General features: G+C 67.5%; 16 protein-coding genes. 11 read left to right on the top strand and 5 right to left on the bottom strand.

The window, feature by feature from the left end:
- Positions 1-2 precede the first annotated feature (2 nt).
- Positions 3-662 carry an ACT domain-containing protein gene (locus AC5Y4N_RS11080; RefSeq protein ID WP_499907992.1) on the bottom strand — a complete coding sequence of 220 codons (660 nt, stop codon included), beginning with the start codon at positions 660-662 and terminating at the stop codon, positions 3-5.
- A gap of 71 nt (positions 663-733) precedes the next feature.
- Here AC5Y4N_RS11080 and gatC point away from each other — a divergent pair, with 71 nt between their 5' ends.
- From gatC to AC5Y4N_RS11065, 3 genes are all read left to right on the top strand, one after another.
- The gene (gene gatC / locus AC5Y4N_RS11075; RefSeq protein ID WP_499907993.1) at positions 734-1,036 is read left to right on the top strand and encodes an Asp-tRNA(Asn)/Glu-tRNA(Gln) amidotransferase subunit GatC; all 303 of its coding nucleotides are present in this window, start codon (positions 734-736) and stop codon (positions 1,034-1,036) included.
- Positions 1,033-2,514: an Asp-tRNA(Asn)/Glu-tRNA(Gln) amidotransferase subunit GatA gene (gene gatA, locus AC5Y4N_RS11070; protein WP_499907994.1), complete on the top strand. Its 1,482-nt coding sequence runs from the start codon at positions 1,033-1,035 to the stop codon at positions 2,512-2,514. The genes gatC and gatA overlap by 4 nt, the downstream gene beginning before the upstream one ends.
- A gap of 98 nt (positions 2,515-2,612) precedes the next feature.
- The gene (locus AC5Y4N_RS11065; RefSeq protein ID WP_499907995.1) at positions 2,613-3,644 is read left to right on the top strand and encodes an ATP-dependent 6-phosphofructokinase; all 1,032 of its coding nucleotides are present in this window, start codon (positions 2,613-2,615) and stop codon (positions 3,642-3,644) included.
- 22 nt (positions 3,645-3,666) lie between these two features.
- On the opposite strand, the gene AC5Y4N_RS11060 is transcribed toward AC5Y4N_RS11065, so the two are convergent.
- Positions 3,667-4,296, bottom strand: a complete 630-nt coding sequence (locus AC5Y4N_RS11060) for an NAD(P)-dependent oxidoreductase (protein ID WP_499907996.1) — start codon at positions 4,294-4,296, stop codon at positions 3,667-3,669.
- Between AC5Y4N_RS11060 and AC5Y4N_RS11055 the strand changes: the two genes are divergently transcribed.
- Positions 4,264-4,734, top strand: coding sequence for a MarR family winged helix-turn-helix transcriptional regulator (locus AC5Y4N_RS11055; RefSeq protein ID WP_499907997.1), 471 nt, complete (start codon positions 4,264-4,266; stop codon positions 4,732-4,734). The genes AC5Y4N_RS11060 and AC5Y4N_RS11055 overlap by 33 nt on opposite strands.
- Positions 4,735-4,758: 24 nt before the next feature.
- On the top strand, positions 4,759-6,261 hold the full coding sequence (gene gatB / locus AC5Y4N_RS11050; protein WP_499907998.1) for an Asp-tRNA(Asn)/Glu-tRNA(Gln) amidotransferase subunit GatB: 1,503 nt from the start codon (positions 4,759-4,761) through the stop codon (positions 6,259-6,261).
- On the opposite strand, the gene AC5Y4N_RS11045 is transcribed toward gatB, so the two are convergent.
- Entirely contained in the window at positions 6,258-7,379 is a 1,122-nt protein-coding gene (locus tag AC5Y4N_RS11045; protein ID WP_499907999.1) for a PQQ-dependent sugar dehydrogenase, read from the bottom strand. The two genes, gatB and AC5Y4N_RS11045, sit on opposite strands and share 4 nt — an antisense overlap.
- Before the next feature lie 146 nt (positions 7,380-7,525).
- On the opposite strand from AC5Y4N_RS11045, the gene AC5Y4N_RS11040 reads away from it, so the two are divergent.
- Positions 7,526-8,386, top strand: coding sequence for a DoxX family protein (locus tag AC5Y4N_RS11040; RefSeq protein WP_499908000.1), 861 nt, complete (start codon positions 7,526-7,528; stop codon positions 8,384-8,386).
- A gap of 9 nt (positions 8,387-8,395) precedes the next feature.
- Here the strand turns inward: AC5Y4N_RS11040 and AC5Y4N_RS11035 are convergent, their stop codons facing one another.
- Positions 8,396-8,800: a PH domain-containing protein gene (locus tag AC5Y4N_RS11035; protein WP_499908001.1), complete on the bottom strand. Its 405-nt coding sequence runs from the start codon at positions 8,798-8,800 to the stop codon at positions 8,396-8,398.
- A gap of 221 nt (positions 8,801-9,021) precedes the next feature.
- On the opposite strand from AC5Y4N_RS11035, the gene AC5Y4N_RS11030 reads away from it, so the two are divergent.
- Genes AC5Y4N_RS11030 through ilvC form a run of 3 tightly spaced genes read left to right on the top strand, consistent with a single transcriptional unit; the run spans position 9,022 to position 12,417 of the window.
- Positions 9,022-10,872 carry an acetolactate synthase large subunit gene (locus tag AC5Y4N_RS11030; RefSeq protein WP_499908002.1) on the top strand — a complete coding sequence of 617 codons (1,851 nt, stop codon included), beginning with the start codon at positions 9,022-9,024 and terminating at the stop codon, positions 10,870-10,872.
- On the top strand, positions 10,872-11,375 hold the full coding sequence (ilvN, locus tag AC5Y4N_RS11025) for an acetolactate synthase small subunit (protein WP_499908003.1): 504 nt from the start codon (positions 10,872-10,874) through the stop codon (positions 11,373-11,375). The genes AC5Y4N_RS11030 and ilvN overlap by 1 nt, the downstream gene beginning before the upstream one ends.
- A gap of 40 nt (positions 11,376-11,415) precedes the next feature.
- Positions 11,416-12,417: a ketol-acid reductoisomerase gene (gene ilvC / locus AC5Y4N_RS11020; RefSeq protein WP_499908081.1), complete on the top strand. Its 1,002-nt coding sequence runs from the start codon at positions 11,416-11,418 to the stop codon at positions 12,415-12,417.
- A gap of 27 nt (positions 12,418-12,444) precedes the next feature.
- Here ilvC and AC5Y4N_RS11015 read toward each other — a convergent pair whose 3' ends face one another.
- Positions 12,445-13,893: a phytoene desaturase family protein gene (locus AC5Y4N_RS11015; protein ID WP_499908004.1), complete on the bottom strand. Its 1,449-nt coding sequence runs from the start codon at positions 13,891-13,893 to the stop codon at positions 12,445-12,447.
- 30 nt (positions 13,894-13,923) lie between these two features.
- Between AC5Y4N_RS11015 and serA the strand changes: the two genes are divergently transcribed.
- Entirely contained in the window at positions 13,924-15,510 is a 1,587-nt protein-coding gene (gene serA / locus AC5Y4N_RS11010) for a phosphoglycerate dehydrogenase (protein WP_499908005.1), read from the top strand.
- Positions 15,507-16,517 (top strand): 3-isopropylmalate dehydrogenase, encoded by a 1,011-nt coding sequence (locus AC5Y4N_RS11005; RefSeq protein ID WP_499908006.1) that lies wholly within the window; start codon positions 15,507-15,509, stop codon positions 16,515-16,517. Before serA ends, AC5Y4N_RS11005 begins: the two co-directional genes overlap by 4 nt.
- The last annotated feature ends 4 nt before the right edge of the window (positions 16,518-16,521 follow it).

Below are 16,521 nucleotides of genomic sequence, written 5' to 3'. Positions count from 1 at the left end.
GGCTAGCGCAGGATCGTCGCGACGATGCCGGCCAGATAACCCAGCCGGGCCACCTCCGACGGCCGGAAATCCGGACCGCCCGGACGGCCCAGCAGCACCGCGCAGTTCGGATCGCCCAGCGGCGCAGCTGCCAACGTGGTGTCCATGTCACGCCATACGCGCGGCACCCAGTCGGCGGTGCCGTCCAGCGCGGCCGGGTGGTCGAGCGGCAGCCACGGCGCCTCCTCGGCGACCGTCTCAGGAGAGCTCGGACTGCCGACGATCCGCTCGAAGCCGTGGTCGTGCAACCGCACCACCGTGCACCAGCCGACGCGCAGCACTCGCGGCGCCTCGTCGGCGAGGATCTGCAACTTGCTGCGCCGGTCCCGTCCCGCCGCGACGTGATCGATCAGCTCCAGTTCGCGGTGTGCCTCCAGCAGCCCAGTGTGCGGCCGGATGCTGTCCACGCGAACGCCGTTGAGCGCTTCTGCCGCGGTGATCAGCGTGTCGGGCATTGCGCCGGGCGGTAGGTCGACGACGAGGTCGTCGATGGCCAGGCCGGAGAGTCGCTCGACCACGTCGAGGGAGAGGATGTCGGCGCCCACCGAGCCGAGCGCCACAGCCAGGGAGCCGAGGCTGCCCGGTCGGTCGACCAGCGAAACTCGCAGCAGATAGGAAGGCACGGCCAACACTGTCGCACAGCAGCCTCGGCCAGGCAGGCCGGGTGAGGGGCGCCTGACTAGGCTGTCCGAACGTGGCTCAACAGATTTCTCGCGACGAGGTGGCCCGTCTGGCCAAACTGGCGCGCCTTGCGCTGACCGACACCGAGCTCGACAGCTTCGCCGGGCAGCTCGACGCGATCTTGGGCTACGTCAGCCAGGTGCAAAGCGTCGACGTCACCGACGTCAAACCCACCGGCAACCCGCTCAAGGACGTCAACGTCACTCGCCCCGACGTCGTCGAGCCGTGCCTCACTCAGGAGCAGGCGCTGGCCGAGGCGCCCGAGGCTGTCGACGGGCGGTTCGCGGTGCCGCGAATCCTGGGGGAGCCGCAGTGACCGAGCTGATTCGTCTGGATGCTGCGACGCTGGCCGAAAAGATCGCGAGCGGTGAGGTGTCGTCGGTCGAGGTGACGCAGGCCTGCCTCGACCAGATCGAGGCCACCGACGACCGCTACCACGCGTTTTTGCACGTTGCTGCCGACGCGGCGCTGGCCGCAGCCGCCCGCGTGGACGCCGCGGTGGCCGCAGGCGAGGCGCTGCCGTCGGCGCTGGCCGGAGTGCCGCTGGCGCTCAAGGACGTGTTCACCACCACCGACATGCCAACGACATGCGGCTCGAAGATCCTCGAGGGCTGGCGCTCGCCATACGACGCGACGGTCACGCAGCGGCTGCGTGCGGCGGGCATTCCGATCCTCGGCAAGACCAACATGGACGAATTCGCAATGGGCAGTTCGACCGAGAACTCCGCGTTCGGTCCCACACGCAACCCGTGGGACGTCCAACGCGTGCCGGGCGGCTCGGGCGGTGGCAGTGCCGCGGCGCTGGCGGCGTTCCAGGCGCCATTGGCGATCGGCACCGACACCGGTGGCTCCATCCGCCAGCCGGCGGCGCTGACCGCGACCGTCGGCGCCAAGCCCACCTACGGCACGGTGTCGCGCTACGGATTGGTGGCGTGCGCGTCGTCGCTGGATCAGGGCGGTCCGTGCGCGCGCACCGTGCTGGACACCGCGCTGCTGCACGCGGTGATCGCCGGGCATGACCACAAAGATTCGACGTCGGTAGAAGCCGAAGTGCCCGACGTCGTCGCCGCGGCGCGAGCAGGCGCGGCAGGCGATCTGACCGGCGTGCGCATCGGCGTGGTGAGCCAACTGCGTGGTGACGGCTACCAACCGGGCGTGCTGGAGTCGTTCAACGCGGCGGTCGAGCAGCTGACGAAGCTCGGCGCGGAGGTCAGCGAGGTGTCGTGCCCGCATTTCGAGCACGCGCTCGCGGCGTACTACCTGATCCTGCCGTCGGAGGTGTCGTCGAACCTCGCCCGCTTCGACGCCATGCGCTACGGCTTGCGCGTCGGCGACGACGGCACGCGCAGCGCCGAAGAGGTGATGGCGCTGACACGCGCGGCAGGCTTCGGCCCAGAAGTCAAGCGGCGCATCATGATCGGCACCTACGCGCTGTCGGCCGGCTATTACGACGCGTACTACAACCAGGCGCAGAAGGTGCGCACGCTGATCGCGCGCGACTTGGATGCGGCGTACCACAACGTCGACGTGCTGGTGTCGCCGACCACGCCCACCACGGCCTTCCGGCTGGGGGAGAAGGTCGACGATCCGTTGGCGATGTACCTGTTCGACCTCTGCACGCTGCCGCTGAACCTGGCCGGACACGCGGGGATGTCGGTGCCGTCGGGCTTGTCGCCCGACGACGGGCTCCCGGTGGGACTTCAGATCATGGCGCCGGCGTTGGCCGACGACCGGCTGTACCGGGTCGCAGCCGCCTACGAGGCCGCCCGTGGCCCGCTGCCGACCGCGATCTGACGCTCGGCGAGCAGACACCAAATCACATAATCCCGCGCTCGGTAGTGCGATTCTGCGTCTGCTCGCGCAGGCCCGGGGCAGGTAGCAAGATGGGCCACATGCGCATTGGAATCCTCACCGGCGGCGGTGACTGTCCGGGCCTGAACGCGGTGATCCGCGCAGTGGTACGCACGTGCGACTCCCGCTACGGCTCCTCGGTGGTCGGCTTCCTGGACGGGTGGCGCGGGCTGCTCGAGGACCGCAGAGTCCAGCTGCACAACGACGACCGCAACGACCGGCTGCTGGCCAAGGGCGGCACCATGCTGGGGACCGCGCGGGTGCATCCGGACAAGCTGCGCGCCGGGCTCGACCAGATCAAGCAGACGCTCGACGACAACGGCATCGACGTGTTGATCCCGATCGGCGGTGAAGGCACACTGACCGCCGCCCACTGGCTGTCCGAAGAGAACGTGCCCGTCGTCGGCGTGCCCAAGACCATCGACAACGACATCGACTGCACCGACGTGACATTCGGCCACGACACCGCCTTGACCGTCGCCACCGAGGCCATCGACCGCCTGCATTCCACCGCCGAGTCACATCAACGGGTCATGCTCGTCGAGGTGATGGGCCGTCACGCCGGCTGGATCGCGCTGAATGCCGGGCTGGCGTCGGGTGCACACATGACGCTGATCCCTGAGCAGCCGTTCGACGTCGAAGAGGTGTGCCGGCTGGTCAAGCGGCGCTTCCAGCGCGGCCAGTCGCATTTCATCTGTGTGGTCGCCGAGGGCGCCAAGCCGGCTGCGGGCTCGATGAAGTTGGCGGAGGGCGGCATCGACGAGTTCGGCCACGAGAAGTTCACCGGGGTGGCCGCGCAGCTGGCCGTCGAGGTGAACAAGCGCATCAACAAGGAAGTCCGGGTGACTGTTCTCGGCCACGTGCAGCGCGGCGGCACACCCACCGCGTACGACCGCGTGCTGGCCACCCGCTTCGGTGTCAACGCCGCCGACGCCGCGCACGCCGGCGAGTACGGGATGATGGTGTCGCTGCGCGGGCAGGACATCGGGCGGGTGCCGTTGGCCGATGCGACACGGCAGCTCAAGCTGGTGCCGCAGAGCCGCTACGACGATGCGGCGGCGTTCTTCGGCTAGGTTCTCAGCTTGCGCGTCGAGGTCACTCGCGCTTGAAGGCTTCGCGGCGGATCATCTGCCAAATTGTCGGGGTGCCTTCGGTGGTCGAAATGATCACGGCCTTGCCAACCGTGCCGGCATCGCCTGCCAGCCTGGCCATGTAGTCGGCGAGGTCGATGCGGGCGGTGAAGCCGCCAACCGGTTCCCGTTCGCCGGCAATGTATTTCGTCGGCACATTGGTGTCGAACAGGCCCGATGGCCGCACGATCGTCCAGTCCAGGCCGCTCCCGCGGACGATCTCTTCCATGCGGCGCTGATCGTCGTAGGTGGTCTGGCCGATGGTGCGCTTGATGATCGGCTCGACAATGCGCAATGCGAACGGGGTGTCGATGCGGTTCGGATAATGGTGCGCGCCTGTCGAACTCACCACGACGAGTCGTCGCGGTCCGTTCTGCTTCATGGCGGCGATGATGTTGCGCGCGCCCACCGAATACGTGTCTATGGGACGCGTGCTGAACGGCACGCCCAAGGTCGACAACACAGCGTCGGCGCCATCGATCACCTCGACGATCGAGGCGGTGTCGCGCACGTCGGCGGCCGCGACGGTCAGCGCGGCGTCGGTGATCGGAAAGTCGTCCGGGTGACGGGTCACTGCCACGGCCGCGAGCTGCACCAGCGGATCCCGTTCCTGCTCTCACAGCTCGGCGTCTACCTCGCCGAAGACTTCGCCCGCAGACTGGAACCGTTCAGGGTCCGGCCGCGCACCTACGCGGTGCTGATGTCACTGAATGCCGACGACGGACAGTCGCAGCGCGAGCTGTCGACCCGGCTCGGCATCCATCGCAACGTCATGGTGAGCATCATCGACGAGCTGGAGGGTCAAGGGCTGGTCAAGCGCATGCCCCATCCGGCGGATCGGCGGGCATTCGCCGTCACCCTGACCGGCAAGGCCCGCGAGCTGCTGCCTTCGCTCGATGCGCAGGGGCGCGCGCAGGAGGACGAGATCACTGCGACGCTGACCGCCGCAGAACGCAAGACCGTGCTGCGTCACCTGCAAAAAATGTCGGCCGCGGCCGGACTCATCCCGGGTGTGCACCCCAAACTCGGGTGAGCGCACCCAACTAGACTCGGGCACATGACTGTCGCCGCTCCCGACCTGCTCGACTATGACGAGGTCGTGGCGCGCTACGAGCCGGTGCTCGGACTCGAGGTGCACGTCGAGCTGTCCACCGTCACCAAGATGTTCTGCGGCTGCCCCACCGCGTTCGGCGCGGAACCCAACACTCAGGTGTGCCCGGTGTGCCTCGGCATGCCTGGCGCGCTGCCGGTGCTCAACGAGGCGGCGGTGGAATCGGCGATCCGGATCGGCCTTGCGCTGAACTGCCACATCGTGGATTGGTGCCGCTTCGCGCGGAAGAACTACTTCTATCCGGACATGCCGAAGAATTACCAGATCTCCCAGTACGACGAGCCGATCGCGGTCGACGGCTATCTCGACGTGCCGCTGGACGACGGCACCACCTTCCGGGTCGGCATCGAACGCGCGCACATGGAAGAAGACACCGGCAAGCTGACCCATCTGGGCAGCGAGACTGGACGCATCGCCGGCGCCACGCAGTCGCTGCTGGACTTCAACCGTGCCGGTGTGCCGCTGATCGAGATCGTCACCAAGCCGATCGTCGGCGCCGGTGAGCGGGCACCGGAGATCGCGCGGGCCTACGTCACGGCCCTGCGAGATTTGTTGCGCGCGTTAGGCGTTTCCGATGTGCGGATGGACCAGGGCTCGCTGCGCTGCGATGCCAACGTCTCCTTGATGCCACGGGGCGCAGCAGAATTCGGTACTCGCACCGAAACGAAGAACGTCAATTCGCTCAAGAGCGTCGAAGTGGCGGTTCGCTACGAGATGCGCCGGCAGGCCGCGATCCTGACCGCCGGCGGACGCGTGCACCAGGAGACACGGCACTTCCACGAAGACGGCTACACCTCACCGGGCCGCAGCAAGGAATCCGCTGAGGACTACCGGTATTTCCCGGAGCCGGACCTCGAGCCGGTCGCACCCAGCGCAGAACTGGTGGCGAAGCTGAGGGATACGCTGCCCGAGCTTCCGTGGCTGCGGCGCAAGCGGATTCAGCAGGAGTGGGGTATCTCCGACGAGGTGATGCGTGACCTGGTCAACGCCGGCGCCGTCGAGCTCGTCGCCGCAACGGTCGAGCACGGCGCGTCCAGCGAGTCGGCCCGGGCGTGGTGGGGCAACTTCCTGGTGCAGAAGGCCAACGAGGCGAACATTCCGCTCGACGCGTTGCCGATCACGCCGGCGCAGGTGGCCGACGTGGTGAAGCTCGTCGACGACGGCAAGCTGTCGAACAAGCTGGCCCGTCAGGTGGTCGAAGGTGTGCTGGCGGGCGAGGGCGAACCCGAGCAGGTGATGAAAGCGCGCGGGCTGGAGGTGGTGCGCGACGACTCGGCGCTGCAGGCCGCGGTCGACGAGGCGCTGGCCGCCAACCCTGACGTGGTCGAGAAGATTCGCGGCGGCAAGGTGCAAGCGGCCGGCGCGATCGTCGGTGCGGTGATGAAGGCCACGAAAGGCCAGGCCGACGCGGCCCGGGTGCGCGAGCTGGTGCTCGCCGCCTGCAGCTAGACCAGGTCGTCCTTCGGCCGCGGGAAGCCGCCGCCTGTCTTGAACAACGGGAACACCACGTCGTCGAGCTTCATCGCGTCGCCGAACGTCTTGTTCACGGTCGCACCCCAGATGTTGCCGTCCGGCGACACGGCCAGCGCCCAGGCGTGCCCGTGCTCGTCTTGGCGCAATACCTCCGGCTCACCGGTGACCGCACCGGATTCGGGCGCCATCCGCACCGCGACGGTCTGTTTGGTGTTGACGAGGTTCACCAGGATCGTGCCCGCAAGTGCCGCACACCCCGCCACGCCCGGCTTGTCAGGCCACGTCCACACCGTCGACGTCTTCGAGTCGGCCGTGATGCGCTGCAACCGGTCTGCGGTCGGCGTGCGGTCGGTGACGTAGAGCGACCCGTCGGTCGGGTCGGTGCAGAGTCCGCCGGCCGACCCCATGTTGGACATCGCGGTGGTGATCGGAGCCTGGTTGACGGTGGTCGGCTGCTCGATCCGAATCAGCTTGCCCGCAAGCGAATTCGCATCGGCGGCCAGTGCCGGATTGCCGGCATCACCGGTGAGCACCACCAGCGTCGTGGGGCTGGTGAAGATCAGCGCACCGGTGTTTCCGCTGGCGCCCTTGGGAATTCCGGTGAGGATGTCCTTGGGCACGTCACCGTCGGCGATCCGGATGACGCGGTTGTCGGTGGGGGTGCTGACGTACGCGTACATCAGTCGGTCTTGTGCGTAGGTCGGCGACAACACGATGTCCATCAGGCCGCCGTCACCGGATCCGTCGACCGGGAGCACGACTTTGACCTTGGGCTCGGCGTTCACGGACACCTCTTTGACCGCGCCGGTGGTGCGCTCGGCCACCAGCGCCGACTTGCTGTCCGGCAACATGATCAGCCCGCTGGTGGATTCCAGGCAGCCCTGCATGACGCCGGGCGCGGGGCACTGCTTGGGGAACGGGTTGTCCGGCAGCGGGGGAGGCGGCGGCGGGCTGCTGGTGGGCGGCGCCACCAACTTGGGTTCGGTGGTGAACGGCTGCGACGCGGCGTCGTCGAACCGGGCGCAACCGCTGACTACCAGCGCGGCGGCAAGCGTCGTCGCCAGTACCGCTCGCACCGGTCCGCGCATCCGCATGCTCGCCAGGTTACGGACAGCTGGGTCGGGCCCGCCACGCCGACACCCTTCCCGCGGAACCCTCGCAGGCATCGGACTGGTAAAGGTGCGGTGACGGCCCGGCACCAATCCACGGATCGGCGGTTACTTGCCCTTACCCTGGCCCAATGCACCCGCATGACTCGCGCGCATGGCAACGGCCGGACAATGCGTCGCAGGCTTCCGCTCTTCGCGCAAGCGGCTCGTCGCAGCCCTCGCGCCCCGCTTCGGCACGCTTGGTCGACCCCGAGGACGACCTGCCGTCAGCCACATACGGTGGCGACTTCGAAACCACCACGATCCCGCACTACAACTCCGTCGATTCGGTTCCGTCCGGACTTCAGCTGCTCGCCGACCCGGAACCGTTGCCGTACGTCGACCCTGACGGGTCAGGCCGGCACGGTGTGGTGCCGTCGGCAACGGAGTTCGACGACGACGTCGACCCGCGCGTGGCGGCGGCGGGCCGGCGCGGCACCCAAGACCTGGGCCTGCTGCTGTTGCGGGCAGCGATCGGGGCGATCCTGATCGCGCACGGACTGCAGAAAGCGTTCGGTCTGTGGGGCGGTCAGGGCCTCGACGGCTTCAGGAACTCGCTGAGCGACATGGGATACCAGCACGCCGGTCTGCTCACGTACCTGGCGGCGGGCACGCAGTTGACCGCGGGGATGCTGCTGATTCTCGGCTTGTTCACCCCGTTGGCCGGAGCTGCCGCACTGGCGTATCTGGTCAACGGACTAGCGGCCAGCGTCGCGATGCAGTACGACGCCGGCTACATCGGGTTCTTCCTGCCCGACGGCAACGAGTATCAGCTGCTTCTCATCGCGACGACGGCGGCGGTCATCCTGGCCGGTCCGGGCCGTTACGGACTGGATGCCAGCCGTGGCTGGGCGCGCCGGCCGTTCCTCGGGTCACTGGGGGCGCTGATCCTCGGGATCGGCGTGGGAGTGGGCACCTGGATCCTGCTCAACGGCAGCAACCCGCTCACCTGACCCGCTCTGTCAGCCCGCGACTGGCCCGTACGGGTTCGGCACCCGCCCGCCGCTGACCTGCGCTAGCAGCGGCAGCGTGGAGAACGTGACGGCGGGCAGCCGCAACTGCTCGCCCGAGGTCAGCTCGGCCCGTGCCCAGGCGCCCTTGACGAAGCGCAGTCCCTTGACGTCCGACCACGACACGGTGCGCGAGCCCACAAGCGTGCGGGCCGTGACCGTCTGTGCATCGGCCACCGTGCGCAGCCGCACGATCATCACCGACGCGAGCACCGGGAGGGCCAGCAGCGGCGCGGTCAGCGGCACGGCGAGCACCACGGCCAGCAAGCCCACCGCGGCGAAAGCAGAGGCCACATGTGCCATCGGCGAAAGCCGCAGCACGACGGGGGCGCGGTGGTCAGGGTCGTCGGTGCTCATTGCGCCATCATCGCACCAGCGGTGGAATTTGACGGTTGACCAGTGCGGAAGCTAACGTCAGAGGCTATGCAGGCCCATGGATTGCTCGTAGTAATTGGTCGGCGCGTCTGTGCATAGCCGGTTATAGCGAGCATCCACCGACGCGCAACCCTCGCAGCAGCTGACGCTGACGGGGGTTTTTTCTTGCCCATCGTCGAATTCAACAGACTGAAGAGGACATCGTGAGCGCACCCACCACGCGACCGCAGCAGTGGTCCGCGGCCGAGCATCCGCCCAACGGCGGGGCTGACACGGCGGGCCATCGTGCCGCCACTACGAATAGAGTTGAGCCGCAACAACTCACGGGAGCCCAAGCGGTTGTGCGCTCTCTCGAGGAGCTGGGCGTCGACGTGATCTTCGGAATCCCCGGCGGCGCAGTGCTTCCCGTGTACGACCCACTGTTCGATTCGCGCAAGCTGCGCCACGTGCTGGTGCGCCACGAGCAGGGTGCCGGCCACGCCGCCAGCGGCTATGCCCACGCGACCGGACGTGTCGGTGTGTGCATGGCCACCTCCGGCCCTGGCGCCACCAACCTGGTCACGCCGATCGCCGACGCGCAGATGGACTCCATTCCCGTCGTGGCGATCACCGGTCAGGTCGGGCGGTCGATGATCGGCACGGACGCCTTCCAGGAGGCGGACATCTCGGGCATCACGATGCCGATCACCAAGCACAACTACCTGGTCAACAATGGCGACGACATCCCGCGCGTGATCGCCGAGGCGTTCCACATCGCGTCGTCGGGCCGTCCGGGCGTGGTGCTTGTCGACATCCCGAAAGACGTACTGCAGGGCCAGTGCACGTTCAGCTGGCCGCCGGCGATGGAGCTGCCCGGCTACAGGCCGACCACCAGACCGCACGCCAAGCAGATTCGGCAGGCGGCCAAGCTGATAGCGGCTGCTCGCAAACCGGTCCTGTACGTCGGCGGCGGTGTGATCCGCGGCGACGCCAGCGCCGAGCTGCGGGAGCTGGCGGAGCTGACCGGCATCCCGGTGGTCACCACGCTGATGGCGCGTGGCGCGTTCCCGGACAGCCATCCTCAGCACCTGGGCATGCCGGGTATGCACGGCACCGTGGCCGCAGTGGCGGGTCTGCAGCGCAGTGACCTGATCATCGGGCTCGGCGCCCGCTTCGACGACCGCGTCACCGGCAAGCTGTCGTCGTTCGCGCCGGAGGCCAAGGTGATACACGCTGACATCGACCCGGCCGAGATCGGCAAGAACCGCAACGCCGACGTGCCGATCGTCGGTGACGTCAAGGCGGTCATCATCGAGCTCACCGAGGCGTTGCGCAAGCTGGGCCACCGCGGCGATATCCACGATTGGTGGACGTATCTGCAGGGTGTGCAACGCACGTATCCGCTCAGCTACGGTCCGCAGAGCGACGGCAGCCTGAGCCCCGAATACGTGATCCAAACGCTGGGCAAGATCGCCGGACCCGACGCCGTGTACGTGGCCGGCGTGGGGCAGCACCAGATGTGGGCCGCTCAGTTCATCTCTTATGAGAAGCCGCGCACCTGGATCAACTCCGGTGGCCTCGGCACCATGGGCTACGCCATCCCCGCGGCGATGGGCGCCAAGCTGGCACGCCCGGACGCCGAGGTCTGGGCGATCGACGGCGACGGATGCTTCCAGATGACCAATCAGGAGCTGGCCACCTGTGCTATCGAAGGCGCGCCGATCAAGGTCGCCATCATCAACAACGGCAACCTGGGCATGGTGCGCCAGTGGCAGACGCTGTTCTACGACGAGCGTTACAGCCAAACGGATTTGGCCACCCACTCGCACCGCATCCCCGATTTCGTGAAGCTGGCCGAGGCACTGGGTTGTGTCGGATTGCGGTGCGAGCGTGAAGAAGACGTGGCCGACGTGATCCAGCAGGCGCGTGCGATCAACGACCGGCCGGTGGTGATCGACTTCATCGTCGGTGCCGACGCCCAGGTGTGGCCGATGGTCGCGGCCGGCACCAGCAACGACGAAATCCAAGCGGCGCGCGGGATCAGGCCGCTGTTCGACGAGGAGGATCTGGTCTAGTGGCCATCTCCACGCACACGCTGAGCGTGCTCGTCGAAGACAAACCCGGCGTTCTGGCGCGCGTCGCATCGCTGTTTTCGCGGCGTGGCTTCAACATTCAGTCGCTGGCCGTCGGCGCCACCGAGCAGAAGAACCTGTCGCGGATGACGATCGTCGTGGCCGTCGAGGACATGACGATCGAGCAGGTGAGCAAGCAGGTTCACAAGCTGATCAACGTCATCAAGGTGGTCGAGCAGGATCCCGCGAACTCGGTCGACCGCGAGCTGGCCATGATCAAGGTGCGCGCCGATGCGGGCACGCGTAGTCAGGTCATCGAGGCGGTGAACCTGTTCCGCGCCAAGGTGATCGACGTATCGACCGAGTCGTTGATCATCGAATGCACCGGCACGCAGGAAAAGCTCGACGCGCTGCTGCGCGTGCTCGAGCCGTACGGCATCCGGGAGATCGTCCAGTCCGGTGTGGTCTCCATGACCCGTGGTCCGCGCAGCATCACCCAGCGGTAAGCAGAAAACAGAAAGAGAAATTGCACTGATGGCAGTTGAGATGTTCTACGACGACGACGCCGACCTGTCGATCATCCAGGGCCGCAAGGTTGGCGTCATCGGCTATGGCAGCCAGGGACACGCGCACTCGCTGAGCCTGCGCGATTCGGGCGTCGAGGTGAAAGTCGGTCTGCGCGAAGGCTCTAAGTCGCGAGAGAAGGTGGCCGAGCATGGTCTGGAGGTCGGCTCGCCGGCTGAGGTGGCCAAGTGGGCCGACGTGATCATGCTGTTGGCGCCCGACACCGCTCAGGCGGACATCTTCTCCAGCGACATCGAGCCACATCTCGAAGACGGCAATGCGCTGTTCTTCGGGCACGGTCTGAACATCCACTTCGGGCTGATCAAGCCGCCCGCGAACGTGACCGTCGGCATGGTGGCGCCCAAGGGGCCGGGCCACCTGGTGCGCCGCCAGTTCGTCGACGGCAAAGGTGTGCCGTGTTTGGTTGCGGTGGAACAGGATCCGAAGGGCGAAGGTCTGGCTCTTGCGCTGTCGTACGCGAAAGGCATCGGCGGTACCCGCGCGGGCGTCATCAAGACGACGTTCAAGGACGAGACCGAGACCGACCTGTTCGGTGAGCAGGCGGTGTTGTGCGGCGGCACCGAGGAACTGGTGAAGACCGGCTTCGACGTGATGGTCGAGGCGGGGTATGCACCCGAGTTGGCGTACTTCGAGGTGCTGCACGAGCTGAAGCTGATCGTCGACCTGATGTACGAGGGCGGTATCGCGCGGATGAACTACTCGGTGTCCGACACCGCCGAATTCGGCGGGTACCTGTCGGGCCCGCGGATCATCGACGCGGCCACCAAGGAGCGAATGAAGCAGATACTGGCCGAGATTCAGGACGGCACGTTCGTCAAGAAGCTGGTCGCCAACGTCGAGGGCGGCAACAAGGAGCTCGAGGAACTGCGCAAGCGCAATGCCGAGCACCCCATCGAGGTCACGGGTAAGAAGCTGCGCGCGCTGATGAGCTGGGTGGACCGGCCGCTGACGGACACCGCATAGGCGGTGTGCGTTGTGGATTTCGGTGCGCTAGCGTGCGTTGAGCGCCGGTAAGCGCACCGAAATCGCCTTGATGCCGAACTCGCGGCGCAGCGCCGTGCGGGCCGCGTAATAGCCTGACATCCCGTGCACCCCCGCGCCCGGCGGCGTCGCCGAGGAGCACAGGTACACACCGGGAAGCGGTGTGGCCCAAGGGTTCAGCCGCGCCACCGGCCCGGCGAGCGCCCGCCACGCGTCATTACCGCCGACGGCGATGTCGCCGCCGACGTAGTTCGCGTTGTGGGCGACCATCCGCGCGGCAGGGACGCTGCGGGCGGTGACGACGACGTCGCGGAACCCTGGTGCGAAACTCTCGACGACCGCGGTGACGGCCTCGGTTTGGTCCACCGTCGAGCCTGCCGGCACATGCGCGTAGGTCCAGAACGGCCGTCGGCCGGCGTCGTCGATGCGCGACGGATCGACCACGTGCGGTAGCGCTGCGAGCACCATCGGCCGCTCGGCATGCCGGCCCGCGGCCACTTGCGCCTCGGCGTAGGCCATGTCGGCGCGGTCGCCGCCGAGGTGAAAGGTGACCGCCGATGCCAGCCTCGGGTCCGACCACGGCACGTCGTCGGACAGGACGAAGTCGACCTTGGCCACACCCGACCCGAAACGGTACTGCCGCAAGCTCTTTGCGTACCGCGACGGCAGCCGCGAACCGTAGATTCTCAGCAGCGCAGTGGGTGCAGTGTCGAACAGCACCACGCCCTCTGGCGGCTCGGTCACCTCGGTATCGGTCGTCAGCACCCCGCCGTGCTCCCGCAGATCAGCGATCAACGCGTCGGCGATCGCTTGGCTGCCGCCGACCGGTATCGGCCAGCCCACCGAGTGGCCGAGGCTGGCGAGCAGCATCCCGGCGGCCGCCGATGTGATCGACGGCAGAGGGGAAATCGTATGTGCGGCAACGCCAGTGAACAACGCCTCGGCATCGCGGCCGGCGAAGGTAGCGTTCCATGCGGAAGTACCTTGCCACGCCATTCGCAGCCCGAGCCGCAGCAGCGTCAGCGGATCCGCGGGCAGCGACCGCTTGTCGCCGAGCAGCAACTCGACCACGCTGTCGGCTCGGCGCACCAGCGGTTCCAGGAGCCGCCGCCACGACTTGCCGTCGTCGAGCCCCTCGGCGGTGCGGTCGAGATCGCGGTAGGCGATCGCAGCGGGCCGGCCGACGAACGGGTTCGCGTACGAGATTTCCGGCACTTCCAGCTTCACGCCCCGAGCGGTCAGGTCGAATTGCGCGAAGAACGGTGACCCCAGCGCCAGCGGATGCACCGCCGAGCAGACGTCGTGGGAGACGCCAGGGTAGTCGGGGTCGACGAGCGTGCGGGCGCCGCCTCCGAGTGTCGGTTGCGCCTCCAGTACCTGCACCGACAGACCAGCGCGTGCACAGACGACAGCTGCTGCCAACCCATTGGGGCCACTGCCCACCACGGTGACGTCCACCCGCCAAGTAGACCCTATTAGGCTGGCCGAGTGAGCCTGCCTGTTGTGTTGATCGCCGACAAACTCGCCGAATCGACTGTCGCCGCGCTGGGCGACGAGGTCGAGGTCCGCTGGGTCGACGGACCCAACCGGGAGAAGCTGCTGGCCGCCATCCCCGAGGCCGACGCACTGCTGGTGCGTTCGGCCACCACGGTCGACGCCGAGGTACTCAATGCCGGCACCAAGCTCAAGATCGTCGCGCGTGCCGGAGTCGGCCTGGACAACGTCGACGTCGAAGCCGCCACCGCGCGCGGCATCCTCGTCGTCAACGCGCCGACGTCGAACATCCACAGCGCCGCCGAGCATGCGATCGCGCTGCTGCTGGCGGCCGCCCGGCAGATCCCGGCAGCCGACGCCTCGCTGCGCGAACACACCTGGAAGCGCTCGTCGTTCAACGGCACGGAGGTCTTCGGTAAGACGGTCGGCGTGGTGGGACTCGGCCGCATCGGCCAGCTCGTCGCTCAGCGCCTCGCAGCGTTCGGCACCAAGGTGGTGGCCTACGACCCGTACGTGTCGCACGCGCTGGCCGCTCAGCTGGGTATCGACTTGTTGACCCTCGACGAGCTGTTGGGGGTGGCGGACTTCATTTCGGTGCATCTTCCGAAAACCCCTGAGACGGCGGGGCTCATCGGTAAGGAGGCGCTGGCGAAGACGAAGCCGGGCGTGATCATCGTCAACGCCGCGCGCGGTGGGCTGGTCGACGAACAGGCATTGGCCGAAGCCATCGCGAGCGGACATGTTCGCGGCGCCGGGCTCGACGTCTTCGCGAAAGAGCCGTGCACCGACAGCCCGCTGTTCGAGCTGCCGCAGGTCGTCGTCACGCCCCACCTCGGTGCGTCGACGGTCGAGGCGCAGGACCGCGCCGGCACCGACGTCGCCAGGAGCGTGAAGCTCGCGCTTGCAGGCGAATTCGTGCCCGATGCCGTGAACATCGGCGGCGGCGTGGTCAGCGACGAAGTCGCGCCGTGGCTGGACCTGGTGCGCAAGCTGGGACTGCTGGTCGCGGCGTTGTCGCCCGAACTGCCGGCGTCGGTATCGGTTCAGGTGCGCGGTGAGCTCGCCTCCGAAGATGTTGGGGTGCTTCGGCTTTCGGCATTGCGCGGCCTCTTCTCCGCGGTGATCGAGGATCCGGTGACGTTCGTGAACGCCCCGGCGCTGGCGGCCGAGCGCGGCGTGGAAGCAAGCATCAGCACCGCACCGGAAAGCCCCAACCACCGCAGCGTCGTGGACGTGCGTGCGGTCACCGCCGACGGTTCTGTGGTCAACGTCGCCGGAACCCTGTCGGGTCCGCAGCTGGTGGAGAAGATCGTCCAGATCAACGGCCGCAACTTCGATCTGCGGGCAGAGGGCGTGAACTTGATCATCAACTACATCGACCGGCCCGGAGCGCTGGGGCGGATCGGCACGCTGCTGGGTGAGGCGAACGTCAACATCCAGGCGGCGCAGCTGTCGGAAGACGCAGAAGGTCCGGGCGCGACGATCCTGCTGCGCCTCGACCGGCGGCCGCCCGACGAGGTGCTGTCGTCGATCGCGCCGGCCGTCGGCGCGAATCTGCTTGAGGTGGTGGACCTTTCGTGAGGCTGGCGATCATTGCCGGCGACGGGATCGGGCCGGAGGTCATTGGCGAGGCCGTCAAAGTGCTCGACGCCGTGGTTCCCGATGTCGAGAAAACGCACTACGACCTCGGCGCTCGGCGATACCACGAAACAGGTGAGGTGCTGCCGGAATCGGTGCTCGACGAATTGCGCGGTCACGACGCAATCCTGTTGGGCGCCATCGGCGATCCGTCGGTGCCCAGCGGTGTGCTCGAACGGGGGCTGCTGCTCAAGATCCGCTTCGCCCTGGACCACCACATCAATCTGCGCCCCGCACGGCTGTACCCCGGTGTGAGCAGTCCGCTGGCCAGCAAGCCGGACATCGATTTCGTGGTGGTCCGCGAGGGTACCGAAGGGCCCTACACCGGCACGGGCGGGGCGATTCGGGTCGGGACCCCGCACGAGATCGCCACGGAGGTGAGCGTCAACACCGCTTACGGTGTGCGCAGGGTGGTGCAGGACGCTTTTGCGCGGGCCGCGGGCCGCCGCAAACAACTCACTCTGGTGCACAAGAACAACGTGCTGACGTTCGCCGGTGATTTGTGGTGGCGGACGGTGCAGGAGATCGGGCAGGAGTATCCCGACGTCGAAGTGGCCTATCAGCACGTCGATTCCGCGACGATCCACCTCGTCACCGATCCCGGTCGGTTCGACGTGATCGTCACCGACAACCTGTTCGGCGACATCATCACTGATTTGGCGGCCGCTGTGTGTGGCGGCATCGGTCTAGCGGCCAGTGGCAACATCGACGCCACGCGCAAGAACCCGTCGATGTTCGAACCGGTGCACGGCAGCGCCCCCGACATCGCCGGCAAGGGGCTCGCCGACCCGACCGCCGCAGTGATGTCGATCGCGCTGCTACTCGACCACGTCGGCGAACCGGATGCTGCTGCGCGCGTGGACAAAGCGGTCGAGGGGCATTTGGCCAGCCGCGGCGACGCGACGTTCTCCACGACGGAGATCGGCGAGCGCATTCTGGCGCTGCTCTAGGAGG

This window comes from Mycobacterium sp. NGS19 (assembly GCF_059813155.1).
This window is presented reverse-complemented; position numbering and strand designations above follow the sequence as displayed.

Excerpts from the sequence above, each read along its gene's own strand:
- ilvC (WP_499908081.1), top strand. The coding sequence starts at position 11,416 with ATGTTCTACGACGACGACGCCGACCTGTCGATCATCCAGGGCCGCAAG.
- gatB (WP_499907998.1), top strand. The coding sequence starts at position 4,759 with ATGACTGTCGCCGCTCCCGACCTGCTCGACTATGACGAGGTCGTGGCG.
- AC5Y4N_RS11035 (WP_499908001.1), bottom strand. The coding sequence starts at position 8,800 with ATGAGCACCGACGACCCTGACCACCGCGCCCCCGTCGTGCTGCGGCTT.
- AC5Y4N_RS11045 (WP_499907999.1), bottom strand. The coding sequence starts at position 7,379 with ATGCGGATGCGCGGACCGGTGCGAGCGGTACTGGCGACGACGCTTGCC.
- AC5Y4N_RS11040 (WP_499908000.1), top strand. The coding sequence starts at position 7,526 with ATGCACCCGCATGACTCGCGCGCATGGCAACGGCCGGACAATGCGTCG.
- AC5Y4N_RS11065 (WP_499907995.1), top strand. The coding sequence starts at position 2,613 with ATGCGCATTGGAATCCTCACCGGCGGCGGTGACTGTCCGGGCCTGAAC.